Raw genomic sequence first — 13,277 nt, forward strand, 5'->3', positions numbered from 1 at the left:
CCGGTGCGCGCCGCGGAGATCCAGGTGGCGGGCGAGCCGCCGGTGGTGACCGACCGGCCGGAGCCCGAACCGGGGCCGGACGGGGTCGCGGTCAGCGTCACGGCGGCCCCGATCACCCCGCTGGACGTGCTCTGCGCGTCCGGCACGTCCTACTTCGGCCGGCCGGCGACCCCGTACGTGCCGGGGGTGCAGGGGGTCGGCGTCCTGACGCGGCCGGCGCCGATGCACCCGGCGGGCACGCCGGTCTGGTTCGCCACGGCCGCGGGCATGCTCCCCGGTGACGGCAGCATGGCCGAGCACGCCGCGGTGGCGTCCGCCGACGTGGTCGTCCTGCCGCCGGGGGCCGACCACGCGCTGGTGGCGGCGCTCGGGCTGTCGGCGGTCGCGGCGTGGCGGTGCCTGACCGGGACCGGGGACCTCGCCGCCGGGGAGACGGTGCTGGTGCTCGGCGCCGGCGGCGTGGTCGGCCAATCGGCGGTCCAGCTGGCGCGGGTGGCCGGGGCGGGGCACGTCGTCGCGTGCGCGCGCTCGGCGGCCGCGCTGGAGCGGGCCCGGCGGCTCGGCGCGGACTCCACCGTGCAGCTCGAAGCCGGCGACGACGTCGGCAGCCTGGCGCGGCGGCTCGGCGAACACCCGCCGGACCTCGTGCTCGACCCGGTGTGGGGGCTCCCGGCCGCGGCGGCGCTGCACGCGCTGCGCCCGGGCGGGCGCCTGGTCAACCTCGGCAGCTCGGCCGGTGAGCAGAGCCCGATGTCCTCCGCCGTGCTGCGCAGCCGGTCCTTGCACATCCGGGGTTACACGAACAACGAGCTCGACGCGGACCAGCGCCGCGAAGCGCTCCTGACGGTGGTCGGGCACGCGATGTCCGGCGCCCTCACCGTCGACTACGCGCGGGTGGCGCTGCAGGACGCGTCCCGGGCGTGGACCCGCCCGGGACGCGTGGTGCTAGTTCCCTAGGCGGGCGTAGCCGTCGACGGCGAGGCGCTTGCCGATCTGGTCGTAGACGGCCTGGTCGTCCGGGGCGACCGTGGCGAGACCGTCGACGTACCGGTTGAACAGGCAGAACGACGCCGCGATCAGCACGGTGTCGTGGATCTCGACGTCGGTGGCGCCCTCGGCGCGGGCGGCCGCGACGAGCTCGTCGGTGACCGCGCGCCCGGTTTCGCGGACGGCGAGGGCGATCCACAGCAGCGCCTTGATCTTCGCCGAGACGGGTGCGTCGTCGATGCCGCCGCACGCGGCGTCGACCACCGCGCGGCCGCCTTCGAGGGTTTCGGCCGCGGCGGCGGCGTGGCTGCCGGTGCAGAAGCGGCACTCGTTGCCGTTGGACACCACGGCCGCGATCAGCTCGCGTTCGCCGACGGTGAGGGAGTTGGGGCCGCGCAGCAGCACTTCGGCCAGCTGCCCGAGCGGTGCCGCGGTCTCCGGCCGGTAGGCGAACAGGGCGGAGATCCCGGGCAGGGCCGGGTCGAGCGGGATGTGCGGCATCGGTCCTCCTGGTGGGGCGGGGCGAAAGATCCTCCTCGTGAGTCTTTCGCCCCGCGGCGGCCCGGCCAACCTCCGCTTTGCGCAACCGGGCCGCCGCCGAACGCCTCAGCCGAACGCCTCAGCCGATGCTGAAGTCGTCCGCGTAGAGGGCGCTCTGCCCGTACCAGCCGTGGACGTAGACCGTCACCGCGCCCGAGGCCCCGGTGGTGAAGGGCACCGACAGCTGCGTCCAGCCGCTGCTGGAGGTCCACGTGCTCGCGCTGGCCCCGCCGCGGACGCCGACGTAGGCGTAGCTGCCCTGGACCCACGCCTTGAGGGTGTAGGCGTGGTTGGGGGCGAGGGTGACGTTCTGCGCGGCCTCGCCGGTGGCCGAGGCCGTCGGCACGACCTGCAGCGCGTGCGTGCCCGAGTGGGCCGGGGTGGCGACGATCGCGTCGCCCGCGGCGCTCCACGGGCTCAGCGCGCCGGTTTCGAAGCCGCCGTTGACGACGCCGCCGGCGGGCGGGGTGCCGTTCACGGTGAGGGTGAAGGTGGCGCTGTGGCTGCCGGAGGCGGCGGTGCCGGTGACGGTCAGCGGGTAGCTGCCGGGCACGGCCGCGGTCGTGGTGCTCACCGACAGCGTCGCGGTGCCGCCCGCGGTCACGGTGCCCGGGCTGACCGAGGCCGTGACGCCGGCGGGCGCGCCGGTGACCGACAGCGCGACCTGCTGCGCGGAGCCCGACGTCACCGCGGTGCCGATGGTGGCGGTGGCGGGCTTGCCGGGGTCGACGGCGGCCGAGGCCGGGTTCGCGGCGACGGAGAAGTCGTTGCCGGGCACGGAGGTCCCGCCGGTGAAGGGCTCGAAGGCGTGGCTGAAGAACCAGGTGTCCTGGGCGATGCCGGAGCAGTTGTCCGCGGCGGCGCCGCCGGGGCAGCTGCCGTTGTCGCGCTGCAGCGCCCAGAAGGAGATCTCGTTGATGCCCTTCGAGACGGCCCAGTTGTAGACGGTGGCGGCGTCGGCGGTGGTGAACGTTTCGGCGGGGCCGAAGTCGTCGACGCCGATCATCTCGGTGACCCCGACGCTCGCCCACAGCTGCGCCTGCGTCTTGCCCGGGTAGAGCGCGGCGAGCTGGGAGACCAGGCCGGCGGCGGCGGTCTGGGTGTCGGTGGCCATCTGGTGGGCGGCGTTGTCGTAGTAGTCGAAGGTCATCAGGTTGACGACGTCGACGCGGGTGCCGTTGGCGACGGCGTTGCGCAGCACGGCCAGGCCGCTGTCGGCGAGGCCGCGGGTGGTCGTGGGCAGGGTGTAGGAGATCTGCAGGGAGCGCCCGTTCGCCGCGGCCCAGTCCTGGACCTTCTTGATGGCCTTGTTGCGGCGGTCGATGCCGGCGGAGTTGGTGAGGGAGTTGTCCTCGATGTCCATGTCGAGGCGCGGGACGTCGTAGGTGGTGATCACCGACTCGTAGGCGGCGGCGATGGAGTCCACGCTGGTGCAGCTGTCGGCGATCTCGGTGCCGGTGTTGTCGGCGGTGTAGCCGCCGAAGGACGGGATGACGTCCCCGCCGCGGGAGCGGATCGTGGCGATGTCGGCGCCGAAGGTCGAGTTCGCGATCGGCATCCCGGTGTCACCGTTCCAGTAGACGGTGCAGGAGCTCTTGGTGGCGGCCTGGATGAACGCCATGGTGAGGTGCTTGGCGCCGGACTGCTGGGCCAGCGCGGCCGGGCTCTCCCCCGTCCAGGCTTCGAAGTAGGGCGCGAACACGTGCGCGGGCAGCGGTGTGGCGGCCTGCGCGGTCCCGGTGGTGGTGACCAGCGAACCGGCCGAAACCGCCAGCGCGGCCAGGAAAACGGACATTCGGGCGGAGAATCTGCGTCGTCGCATCTAGCGCTCCAGAGCCGGCGGTGAACCGTGCCGCGGCGGTGCACGGGGGAACGCCTTCAGGATTGGATCAGACCAATCTATGCGTCAAGGTCTAGACCACTAAACCGGCCGGATGGCCGCCGGGGTTGCGCCGGGCCGGAAAAGTCCGGTTCACCGCCGGCCGGAGCCGAGCGTGACCATGCCCGGCGCTTAACGATCGTGACAAAAACGTTCCAACACCACGGGTCTGCCGGTAGCGTGCGCGTCCATGCGGGTGACATGGGGGAAGATTGGACAACGCAGAGTGACCAAGCCGTGGCGGGCGGCCCCGAAAGCCGCGCTCTCCAGCCCGCTGACGCTGATCGTGGCCGCGGTGACCTCGCTGCTCGCCTGCTTCCTCGGCACCGCCGCGGTCCTGCAGGCCTCCGCGGCCGGCGGCGCGGCCGTGACCTACCAGACCGGGATCACCTGCCCCGACAGCTACGGCCCGGTCTTCGGCAAGGGCAACATCCGCGTCCAGGACATCCCCGCCCTCACCCAGGCCGTCCAGCGGCACGCCCCGGCACACGGCTTCGGCGCCCCGGTCGTCGGCGCCTACACCACCGTGCTGCGCGGCACCGAGTTCAACGGCGACCCGCACTACAAGATCCGCCTCGGCTACCGCGACCAGGCCGGCCTCGACAACCTGACGCTGCAGCAAGGCACGCGCGCGCCCGGCCTGTGGCTGGGCAACGTCGTCGCCGACGCCGAGCACATCGGCGTCGGCACCAAACCCAGCCTGCAGGGCATCCCGCTGCCCCCGGTCACCGGCATCTACGGTGACCTGCTCGACCCGCCGCCGCGGTGGTGGTGCTCGCAGCAGTCCGGCGCCGTCATCGACCGGCTGGTCGACGACCCGATCGACTCGATCGTCTTCGCCACCGACCAGAAAACCTTCGACACCGCGATCAAGGCCATCGGCCTGCCGACGATGCAGTACTTCCACATCTCCTTCTACGAACCGGCCCCGGCCACCCTCAGCGCCGCCGAAGACCTCCTGCGGCGCTCCCAGGACCTCGTCGCCGACGTCCGCGCCGACCTCACCGCCCAAGGCCTCGGCTCCCTGGTCGCCGCCAACGTCCCGACGTTCGAACGCTCGGTGCAGATCGCCCGCCAGGCCCAGGACAACGTGTTCGTCTCGATCCTGCCGCTCGCGCTGATCAGCGTCCTCGTCGGCTGCGCCGGCCTCGGCACCGTCGCCCTCCAGTGGTACCAGCGGCGGCACGCGCAGCTGCGGCTGCTCTCCGCCCGCGGCAGCGGCCCGGCCGCCCTCGGCGGCCTCGCCGTCGCCGAACTCGGCCTGCCGATCTTCGTCGGCGGCGCTGCCGGAGCCGCCGCCGCCCGGCTGCTGCTCGGCGTCTACGGCCCGCCCGGCGCCCCCGACCCGGCCGCCGAACTGCAGGCCGGCGGGGTCGCCGCGGGGACACTGGCGCTCTCGCTGGCACTACTGGCCCTCGTCGTCGCCGTCCGCGTCCACCGCGAGTTCGAACTCGGCCGCGTGCGGCGCAAGGGCAACCGGGCGCGGGTGCTGGCGTACTTCCCCTGGGAACTCGCGACCGCCGGCATGGCCTGGCTCGGCTGGACCCGGCTGGCGCACTACGGCAGCGGATCCCGGCTCGGAAATCCATTACCGCAAGTGGATCCGCTGGCACTGACCTACCCGGTGTTCGTCGTGCTGACCGTGGGCCTGCTGACCGCCCGGCTCGCGTGGCTGGCCCTGCACGCCTCCCACCGCGCCCGCTTCTGGTCGAAACCCGCACTCCAGCTGGCGATCCGGCGGCTCGCCGGCGCCCGCGCACCGGTCACCGGCGTACTCGTGATCGGCACCCTCGCGGTGGGCACCCTCGCCACCGGTATCGGCATCGCCCGCGGCCAGGAAGAGGCGCTGAACACCAAGTCGGCGGTCTTCGTCGGCAGCAACGCCCGCCTCGACACCGACAGCCCGATCGGCATGGGCCAAGTCGCGATGCCCACCTCCCTCGCCGGCACCAGCACCGTCGTCGGCGAACTCACCGGCACCGGCAGCGTGGTGCTCGTCATCGACCCGGCGACGTTCGCCCGCGGCGCCGCCGCCGACAGCGTCCCGACCGGCGACCTCGACGAGCTGCTGCGCACGATCTCGCAGCCCGACCCGCGCGGCACCCCGGTCATCCGCGTCGGGCACACCGCCAAGCAGACCGCCGTGCTGCCCGACGGGCTCCCCGACGCCGTCCCCGCCGGCGACCTGCCGGTCTTCCCGATGATCGGCACCTCACCCGGCTACGTCGTCTCCCGCACCGTCCTCAGCCACGCCCAGCTCGACAGCGTCCCCAAGTGGAGCGTGCTCACCAAGGCACCGATGGCGGAAGCCACCACCGCGCTGCGCGACGCCGGCGTGTTCATCCCGAACCGCGTCAGCCGCGAAACCGCGCTCGACGGCCTCCCGTTCTTCGTCGTCTCCTGGACGTTCTCCTTCGTCGCCCTGCTCGGCGCGGTCCTCGGCGTCGTCGCGATCCTCGCCCTCCTCGTGGCCGTCGAAGTCCGCCGGCGGCAGAACGCCCTCGCCGGCGCACTGGTCCTGCGCATGGGCATGCGGCCACGGACCCTGCTCGCCAGCCACCTCATGGAACTCGGCGCGCTCAGCGGACTCGCGATCACCGTCGGCGTCGTCTGCGGGATCTCCGTGGCCGGCCTTTCGGTACCGCGCTTCGACCCCGCCACGTTCCTCGCCCCACGCTCGGAACTACCCGACCCGCTGCCCTTCGTCCTGACCGTCGTCGTCATCGGCGTGGCGGTCGTCGCCCTCGCCGGCTGGATCGCGGTGCGCTCGGTGCGCACCGCCCGGACCGCGGAGCTGATCCGTGCCTGAAAAACCGATCTTCTCCCTGCGCGGCATCGGCGTGGACTACCAGACCCCCGCCGGCCTCGTCACCGGCGTCGACGACGTCAGCATCGACGTCCCCGCCCGCGGGATGACCGTCCTCGCCGGACCGTCCGGCTCCGGCAAGTCGACGCTGCTGCGGGTACTCGGCCTGTTCGAACAACCCGCCCGCGGCACCCTGACCTTCCAAGGCGCCGACATCCGCAAGCTCAAGCACCGCGAACGCCGCGCCCTGCGCCGCACCCACCTCGGACTGGTGTTCCAGAACCCCGCCGACAACCTGCTCGGCTACCTCTCCGTCGCCGAAAACCTCCGCGCCGCCGCCGAAGCCGCCGGCACCGACTGCAACCCCGACGACATCCTCGGCCAGCTGGGCCTGCACGGCACCGGCGACTGGAAGATCTCCGCGCTCTCCGGCGGACAGCAGCAGCGCCTCGCGTTCGGCTGCGTCCTCGCCGCCCGCTCCACGGTCATCCTCGCCGACGAACCCACGTCCCAACTGGACGAAGCCTCGGCCGACCTCGTCCTCGACACCCTGCGGTACCTGGTGGACCAGGACTTCGCGGTCCTGGTCGCCTCCCACGACGACCGCCTCATCGACCTCGGCGCACGAGTCGCCCGGCTGCACAAGGGCACCCTCGAACACGTCGAAGAACGGGAACCGCTGCCATGACCCTCGTCGAAGCCAAGGGCCTGCGCCGCAGCTTCACCCACCCCAGCGGCGACATCGAAGTGCTGCGCGGCCTCGAACTGCGCGTCGGCGCCGGCGAACTCGTGACCGTCTCCGGCCGCTCCGGCTCCGGCAAGAGCGCACTGCTGGCCCTGCTGTGCGGGTTCGACTCCCCCGACTCCGGCTGCGTCCTCCTCGACGGCGTCCCCATCACCGGCGCACCCCCGTGGCACACCTGCGCCGTCCTGCCCCAGGCCCTCGGGCTCGCCAACGAACTCACCATCGCCGAGAACGTCGCCCTCCCCCTCCGGCTCCGCTCCGACATCCCCCGCCCCGCCCCCGCGGAAATCCACGCACGGGTCACCGAACTCCTCGACGAACTGGGCATCGCCGACCTCGGCGACCGCTACCCCCTCGAGGTGTCCTTCGGCCAGCAGCAACGCGTCGCCCTCGCCCGCGCCGTCGCCGGCCGGCCCCGCGTCCTGCTCACCGACGAACCCACCGCCCACCTCGACGCCGGCTCCACCCCCCGCGTCCTGCGCCTGCTGCGCCGATGCGCCGCCGAAGGCGCCGCGGTCATCGTGGCAACCCACGACGACGAGGTCCACCGCATCGCCGACCGCCGCGTCCGCCTCCTCGACGGCGTGCTCACCGCCCTGCTGGACTGATCAGGAATCGAGAAGCACAGGTCAGCGGCCCGGAATAGCGTCATCGCCGTACCGCACACCTACTCCAGGAGCACCACGATGAGCACCCAGGGGATCAAGACCGTCCTGCACCCCGTCACCGACCTCGCCGCCGCCAAGGCCGTCTACACCGCCCTGCTCGGCACCGAACCCCAGGCCGACGCCCCCTACTACGTCGGCTACGACACCGCCGGCCAGCACATCGGCCTCGTCCCCAACGGCGCCCGGCAAGGCATGACCGGCCCGGTGACCTACTGGCACGTCGACGACATCAAGGCCAAGCTCGCCGAAGTCACCGCCGCCGGCGCCCAGATCAAGGACGAGCCGAAGGACGTCGGCAACGGCCGCCTGGTCGCGACCTTCACCGACGCCGACGGCAACGTCCTCGGCCTGCTCCAGGACTAACCGAGCGCGGTCGCCCGGCTGACGTCCTCCCACGCCGCCAGGTCCGCCGCGAGCGCCTCGTGCTGCGCCCGGATCGCCTCCACCGCATCCGCGCCCAGCGCGAGGCGCAGCGGCGCATCCGCACTCCCGACCGCCCGCACGATCGCCGCCGCGGCCTTCGCCGGATCACCCGGCTGCGTACCGTCCATGGCCTCCACCGCCTCCCGCGTACCCGACGTCGAAACCGCGTACGCCTCGATCGAGCGGGAACGCTGCATGCGGCCACCACCGAACTCCGTGCGGAACGCACCCGGCTCGACGATCAGCACCCGCACCCCGAACGGCGCCACCTCCGCCGCCAGCGCCCCCGAAATACCCTCCAGCGCGTACTTCGCCGCGCAATAAGCACCGAAGCCCGGCATCGACAGCTGACCACCCATCGAGCTGATCTGCACGACCGTGCCACTGCCCTGCGCCCGCAAGTGCGGCAGCACCGCCTTCGTCACCGCCACCGCACCGAAGAACATCACGTCCAGCAACCCGCGCAGCTCACCCATCGTCAGCTCCTCGACCGCACCGACCGAGCCGTTCCCCGCGTTGTTCACCACCACGTCGATCCGGCCGAACGCCGCCAGCGCCGCCTTCACCGCCGCGTCGATCTGCCCTTCGTCGGTCACGTCCAGCGCCGCCGTCGCGACCCGGTCACCACCGCGCTCCTGAAGCTCCGCCAGCGTCTCCGGCCGCCGCGCGGTCGCCAGCACGCGGTCACCCGCCGCCAGCGCGGCCAGCGCGATCTCCCGGCCGAACCCGGCCGAGCACCCGGTGATCAGCCAGACACGGCCGTCGGTGTTCGTCATCTTCCGTTCCTCCCAGTGGTTTCCTCCCGCCATCCTGCGGACGATCACCACCGGGACGCCAACACCGGTCACCTGCCACGGCTACAGTCTGAGCCTGTGACCCCCGAGCTCCGGCAACTGCGCTACTTCGTCGCCGTCGCCGACGAAACCAGCTTCACCCGCGCCGCCGCCGGCCTCCACATCGCCCAGCAATCGCTCTCCCAGCAGATCACCGCCCTCGAACGCACCCTCGGCGCCCGCCTCTTCGACCGCGACACCCGAGGCACCCGCCTCACCCCCGTCGGCGCACTGTTCCTCCCCGAAGCCCGCGCGGTCCTCACCCGCGCCGACGAAGCCGTCGCCGCCCTCGGCCGGGCCGTCCGCGGCGAAATCGGCACCGCCCGGCTCGCCTTCCTCACCACCACCGCGAACTACCTGCTGCCCCCGATCGTCCGCGCCGTCCGCGCACGGTTCCCCGGCCTCGCGGTGACGACCGCCGAAGCGTCCATCGCCGAACTCGTCGACGGCCTCCGCGAAGGCCGCTTCGACCTCGCCTTCACCCGCCCACCACTGGTCAACGACCTGACCTCACGAACCTTGCTCACCGAAGAGGTCTGCGCCGTCCTCCCCGCCGACCACCACCTCGCCACCCGCCCCGCCCTGAAGCTCGCCGACCTCGCCGCCGAACCATGGGTACTCACCCCACGCACCAGCTGGGAACCCTGGCACCGCGCCTACGACGACGACTTCGCCGCCGCCGGCTTCACCCCGCACGTCGTCCAGCGCGCCGCCACCGTCCAAGGACTCCTCGGCCTCGTCGCCGCCGGCGTCGGGGTCACCCGCCTGACCCGCTCCTCCCACAGCCTCCGCCGCACCGGCGTCGCCTTCGTCCCCCTCGACGGCGACCGCGCCCGCACCGAACTCGTCTGGTCACCCGGCAACGACAACCCCGCGATCCGCACCATCACCGACGTCGCCGTCCAGCTCGCCGTGACCACCGACCTCACCCAAGCCGGCTAGCAGGTGCCCGCGGAAGCAGCTGCCGCACGCAGCGACCCCGGCCGGCTCCCGGAGTGACCGGGCACGCACACCATCCCGCACCGCACCGGCCACCCCATCCGTAGAATCGACGCCGATGCGACGTCTTCGGTGGTACTGGGGGGCACTGGTCCTCGTCTGCGTGGCCCTGCTGATCGGCTCGTTCGTCTTCTTCGGCTCCGAAAGCAAAAACGGCCGACCGCAACCCCGCCAAGGCCCACCCGGCACCGGCCCGCTCACCGTCGTCGCCATGGGCGACAGCACCGTCTCCGGCGAAGGCGCCGGCCAGTACACCGCCACCACCAACGGCCAAGGCGGCAACTGGTGCCACCGCTCCCCCAACGCCTTCGTCGAAAAGATCGCCATCCCCGGCATCACCGCCCACGTCAACCTCGGCTGCTCCGGCGCCCCCGCCGAACAGGTCGCCCTCGGCGACACCAAGCAGTGGACCGAAGGCTCCCAAGCCCAGCAGCTCGCCACCCTCGTCAAGGACCACCGCGTCGCCGCCGTCGTCATCGCCGTCGGCGCGAACGACGAACCCAAGTTCTCCAACCAGGTCACCGAATGCTTCAAAGCCTGGTTCGACCCCGGCGGCCCGCCCTGCAGCGAAGCACTCAAGCGAAGCTGGCAGTCCAAAGTGGACGCCATGGTCCCCAAGGTCGCGACCGCCGTCTCCGACGTCAAGAAAGTCCTCGCCCAAGCCGGCTACGTCCCCGCCGACTACCAGCTCGTCCTGCAGTCCTACGCCGCACCCATCGGCCCGGACCTGCCCGAAGACCTGCGCACCCTCAACGGCTGCCCGTTCCGCGTCGAAGACCTCCGCTGGATCTCCCAGACCGGGATCGGCGTCCTCTCCTCCGGACTGAAAGCGGCCGCGCAGCAAACCGGCGCCCGGTTCCTCGACCTCGCCAAAGCCGGCGTCAAGCACGAAGCGTGCAGCGGCGGGGCCAACCCCGCGACCGAGTGGTTCACCCGGCTCACCCTGCAGCTGGCGGACCTCGGCCAAGCCGACCGGGCCGGCCACGCGCTGCAGGAGTCGTTCCACCCCAACGCCGCCGGGCACGCCGCGATCGCCAACTGCCTCACGGAGTTCATCGCGGCCCGCGAAGGGAACGCGTCCTGCCTGGCCGGTGCGGACGGGAAGCTACACTCGGCCCCGGAGGTCGTCGCCCGCTGAACCCCCCGCAGGTCCGCAGCGGGGTTTCCAGTCGGTACCACGGCTGTTTGTCAAGTCCGCCCAGCGGTATAGGGCGTTATACACTCAAAGATCGAGCGCCGCTCGCAGTGCGATGTCGATGCGCTCCTGGACTTCGAGGTCGATCTCGGCGATCCGCTCGTCGAACCACGGCCGGTAGAGCCGGGTCAGGTTGAGCGTCGACACCCAGTAGCGCGCGTCGATCGCGACGCCGAGGATGTCCTGCGGGTCGCGTTCGAGCAGTTCGGTACCGAGCAGCCAGGGCCGCTCGGACTCGTTCACCCCGTCCGAGGACAGCAGCACGACCGTGCGCTGCCGGGCCGGTTCGGTCGGGGGGTGGTACGTCCAGACTTCACCCCTGCGCACGCAGATCCTTTTCCGCCGCGCTGCGCTCGGCCTCGTCCGATTCCGCGAGGGCCGGCTCCGGCTTCCGCGGGGTGTAACCCGTGCGAACCGCCTCGCGCCTGGCCGCCTTCGACAGCCAGGACGAGACCGAGATTCCGTGGGCTTTCGCGGCTCGTTCGGCGAATTCCAGCGCGCCGCTGTCCAGCGAAAGAGTGACCTTACGTGTTGCCATACCTTTTACCGTACCAGTGCTCCGGCCACCGGGCGGACCGCCGACGTCAGAACGTCGGCGAACGTCCCTCGAACGGCGTAGAGAGCACCACCGTCGTGCGGGTCGACACCTTCGCGGACTCGCGGATCCGGCGCAGCAGGTCCTCCAGCGCCAGCGGCGACTGGACGCGCACCAGCAGGATGTAGGACTCGTCGCCGGCCACGGAGTAGCACGACTCGATCTCCTTGATGTGCTGGATCCGCTGCGGGTAGTCGTCCGGCGCCCCCGGGTCGTTCGGCGTCAGCGAGATCAGCGCCGTGAGCGGCAGGCCGATCTGCTCGCCGTCGAGCCGCGCGGTGTAGCCGAGGATGACCCCGCGCTGCTCGAGGCGGCGCACCCGCTGGTGCACCGCCGACACCGACAGCCCGACCCGCTCGGCGAGGTCGGTGAAGCTGCGCCGCCCGTCGGCCGCGAGCTCCTGGACGATCGCCTGGTCCAGCGGCTCCAGGCCGCCGGGTGTCATGCGTCCAGCACGACGAGCTCGTGCGGCTGGTTGTTGACGGACTCGACGCCGTCCTCGGTGACGATCACGATGTCCTCGATCCGGGCGCCCCAGCGGTCCGGCTGGTAGATGCCCGGCTCGACGCTGAAGGCCATGCCCGGCTCCAGCGGCAGCGCGTTGCCGGCGATGATGTACGGCTCTTCGTGCACGTCCAGGCCGATCCCGTGACCCGTGCGGTGGATGAAGTACTCGCCGAACCCGGCCTCGGCGATGACGTCGCGCGCGGCGGCGTCGACGGCCTCGGCGGTGACGCCCGGCTTGACCGCGGCCACCGCGGCGGCCTGGGCGCGCTGCAGCACCGCGTAGGTCTCGGCCACGTCGGCGTCGCGCGGCGTGCCCACGGCGTAGGTGCGGGTGGAGTCGGAGTTGTAGCCGGCCGGCAGCGGGCCGCCGATGTCGACGACCACGACGTCACCCTTCTCGATGACGCGGTCGGAGACGTCGTGATGCGGGCTGGCGCCGTTCGGGCCCGAGCCGACGATCACGAAGTCGGCCTGGACGTGGCCCTCCTCGACGATGGCCGCGGCGATGTCGGCGCCGACCTCCGCCTCGGTGCGGCCGGGCCGCAGCCACTCGTGGACGCGGGCGTGCACGCGGTCGATCGCGGCGCCGGCCTCCCGCAGGGACGCGATCTCGGCGGCGTCCTTGCGCATCCGCAGCTCACGCACGACCGGGCCGGCCAGCGTCTGCTCGGCCTCGCCGAGCGCGGCCCGCAGCGCCAGCACGTGCAGCGCCGGGGTGAAGTCGCTGACCGCGACGCGGCCGGGCTTGCCGAGCCGGTCCGCGACGAGCTTGTACGGGTCGTCGCCGTCCACCCAGGTGAGCAGCTCGACGCCGAGCTCGTCGGTCGGGACGTCGGCGTACCCGGGCGCCTCCAGCTTCGGGACGACGAGCGCCGGCGTGCCGTCGGCGGGCACGACGAGGGTGGTGAGCCGCTCGAACGAGCCACCGGCCTGCCCGAGCAGGTACCGCAGGTCGGAGCCGGGCGCGATCAGCAGGGCATCGGTACCGGCGGCCGCGGCGGCGGTGCGGGCGCGGTCGAGGCGAGCGCGGAGGGCGGCGGCGTCGGGGGCTGGCGTGTGGAGGGATCGGCGCGACATGGGGCGAGCCTAGCCGGGCCCGG

The 13,277-nt window shown here is 72.4% G+C and carries 14 protein-coding genes; 7 read left to right on the forward strand and 7 right to left on the reverse strand.

From position 1 onward, the window contains the following. Positions 1 to 3: 3 nt before the first annotated feature. Positions 4 to 957, forward strand: coding sequence for a zinc-binding alcohol dehydrogenase family protein (locus AB5J73_RS36615; RefSeq protein WP_370963393.1), 954 nt, complete (start codon positions 4 to 6; stop codon positions 955 to 957). Here the strand turns inward: AB5J73_RS36615 and AB5J73_RS36620 are convergent. Next, complete coding sequence (locus AB5J73_RS36620; protein ID WP_370963394.1) at positions 946 to 1,488, reverse strand: carboxymuconolactone decarboxylase family protein; 543 nt, start codon at positions 1,486 to 1,488, stop codon at positions 946 to 948. The genes AB5J73_RS36615 and AB5J73_RS36620 overlap by 12 nt on opposite strands. Before the next feature lie 118 nt (positions 1,489 to 1,606). Further along, positions 1,607 to 3,322: a glycosyl hydrolase family 18 protein gene (locus tag AB5J73_RS36625; RefSeq protein WP_370963395.1), complete on the reverse strand. Its 1,716-nt coding sequence runs from the start codon at positions 3,320 to 3,322 to the stop codon at positions 1,607 to 1,609. Between the two features lie 310 nt (positions 3,323 to 3,632). On the opposite strand from AB5J73_RS36625, the gene AB5J73_RS36630 reads away from it, so the two are divergent. The 4 genes from AB5J73_RS36630 (at position 3,633) to AB5J73_RS36645 (ending at position 7,988) form a co-directional block, all read left to right on the forward strand. Beyond that, positions 3,633 to 6,215, forward strand: coding sequence for an ABC transporter permease (locus tag AB5J73_RS36630; protein ID WP_370963396.1), 2,583 nt, complete (start codon positions 3,633 to 3,635; stop codon positions 6,213 to 6,215). Then, a complete protein-coding gene (locus AB5J73_RS36635) occupies positions 6,208 to 6,900 on the forward strand; it encodes an ABC transporter ATP-binding protein (RefSeq protein WP_370963397.1) in 693 nt (230 codons plus the stop codon). The genes AB5J73_RS36630 and AB5J73_RS36635 overlap by 8 nt, the downstream gene beginning before the upstream one ends. Then, complete coding sequence (locus AB5J73_RS36640; protein WP_370963398.1) at positions 6,897 to 7,565, forward strand: ABC transporter ATP-binding protein; 669 nt, start codon at positions 6,897 to 6,899, stop codon at positions 7,563 to 7,565. The genes AB5J73_RS36635 and AB5J73_RS36640 overlap by 4 nt, the downstream gene beginning before the upstream one ends. Positions 7,566 to 7,643: 78 nt before the next feature. Beyond that, a complete protein-coding gene (locus tag AB5J73_RS36645; RefSeq protein ID WP_370963399.1) occupies positions 7,644 to 7,988 on the forward strand; it encodes a VOC family protein in 345 nt (114 codons plus the stop codon). Here the strand turns inward: AB5J73_RS36645 and AB5J73_RS36650 are convergent. After that, positions 7,985 to 8,824: an oxidoreductase gene (locus AB5J73_RS36650; RefSeq protein ID WP_370963400.1), complete on the reverse strand. Its 840-nt coding sequence runs from the start codon at positions 8,822 to 8,824 to the stop codon at positions 7,985 to 7,987. The two genes, AB5J73_RS36645 and AB5J73_RS36650, sit on opposite strands and share 4 nt — an antisense overlap. A 96-nt stretch (positions 8,825 to 8,920) precedes the next feature. Here AB5J73_RS36650 and AB5J73_RS36655 point away from each other — a divergent pair, with 96 nt between their 5' ends. Then, positions 8,921 to 9,823, forward strand: a complete 903-nt coding sequence (locus AB5J73_RS36655; RefSeq protein ID WP_370963401.1) for a LysR family transcriptional regulator — start codon at positions 8,921 to 8,923, stop codon at positions 9,821 to 9,823. Between the two features lie 115 nt (positions 9,824 to 9,938). Continuing rightward, a complete protein-coding gene (locus AB5J73_RS36660) occupies positions 9,939 to 11,018 on the forward strand; it encodes a GDSL-type esterase/lipase family protein (RefSeq protein WP_370963402.1) in 1,080 nt (359 codons plus the stop codon). A gap of 84 nt (positions 11,019 to 11,102) precedes the next feature. Here AB5J73_RS36660 and AB5J73_RS36665 read toward each other — a convergent pair whose 3' ends face one another. The 4 genes from AB5J73_RS36665 to AB5J73_RS36680 are packed head-to-tail and all read right to left on the reverse strand — an operon-like array spanning position 11,103 to position 13,254. Then, a complete protein-coding gene (locus AB5J73_RS36665; RefSeq protein WP_125316436.1) occupies positions 11,103 to 11,402 on the reverse strand; it encodes a hypothetical protein in 300 nt (99 codons plus the stop codon). Continuing rightward, entirely contained in the window at positions 11,389 to 11,613 is a 225-nt protein-coding gene (locus AB5J73_RS36670) for a hypothetical protein (RefSeq protein WP_290062008.1), read from the reverse strand. The genes AB5J73_RS36665 and AB5J73_RS36670 overlap by 14 nt, the downstream gene beginning before the upstream one ends. Before the next feature lie 46 nt (positions 11,614 to 11,659). Further along, a complete protein-coding gene (locus AB5J73_RS36675) occupies positions 11,660 to 12,115 on the reverse strand; it encodes an Lrp/AsnC family transcriptional regulator (protein ID WP_370963403.1) in 456 nt (151 codons plus the stop codon). Further along, positions 12,112 to 13,254: a M24 family metallopeptidase gene (locus AB5J73_RS36680; RefSeq protein WP_370963404.1), complete on the reverse strand. Its 1,143-nt coding sequence runs from the start codon at positions 13,252 to 13,254 to the stop codon at positions 12,112 to 12,114. Before AB5J73_RS36680 ends, AB5J73_RS36675 begins: the two co-directional genes overlap by 4 nt. Between the last annotated feature and the right edge of the window lie 23 nt (positions 13,255 to 13,277).

Origin of the sequence: Amycolatopsis sp. cg9, assembly GCF_041346945.1 — a bacterium.
GTDB lineage: Bacteria > Actinomycetota > Actinomycetes > Mycobacteriales > Pseudonocardiaceae > Amycolatopsis.

Coding starts and splice junctions, on each gene's coding strand:
- AB5J73_RS36620 (WP_370963394.1), bottom strand. CDS start 1,488: ATGCCGCACATCCCGCTCGACCCGGCCCTGCCCGGGATCTCCGCCCTG.
- AB5J73_RS36625 (WP_370963395.1), bottom strand. CDS start 3,322: ATGTCCGTTTTCCTGGCCGCGCTGGCGGTTTCGGCCGGTTCGCTGGTC.
- AB5J73_RS36640 (WP_370963398.1), top strand. CDS start 6,897: ATGACCCTCGTCGAAGCCAAGGGCCTGCGCCGCAGCTTCACCCACCCC.
- AB5J73_RS36645 (WP_370963399.1), top strand. CDS start 7,644: ATGAGCACCCAGGGGATCAAGACCGTCCTGCACCCCGTCACCGACCTC.
- AB5J73_RS36650 (WP_370963400.1), bottom strand. CDS start 8,824: ATGACGAACACCGACGGCCGTGTCTGGCTGATCACCGGGTGCTCGGCC.
- AB5J73_RS36660 (WP_370963402.1), top strand. CDS start 9,939: ATGCGACGTCTTCGGTGGTACTGGGGGGCACTGGTCCTCGTCTGCGTG.
- AB5J73_RS36670 (WP_290062008.1), bottom strand. CDS start 11,613: ATGGCAACACGTAAGGTCACTCTTTCGCTGGACAGCGGCGCGCTGGAA.
- AB5J73_RS36675 (WP_370963403.1), bottom strand. CDS start 12,115: ATGACACCCGGCGGCCTGGAGCCGCTGGACCAGGCGATCGTCCAGGAG.
- AB5J73_RS36680 (WP_370963404.1), bottom strand. CDS start 13,254: ATGTCGCGCCGATCCCTCCACACGCCAGCCCCCGACGCCGCCGCCCTC.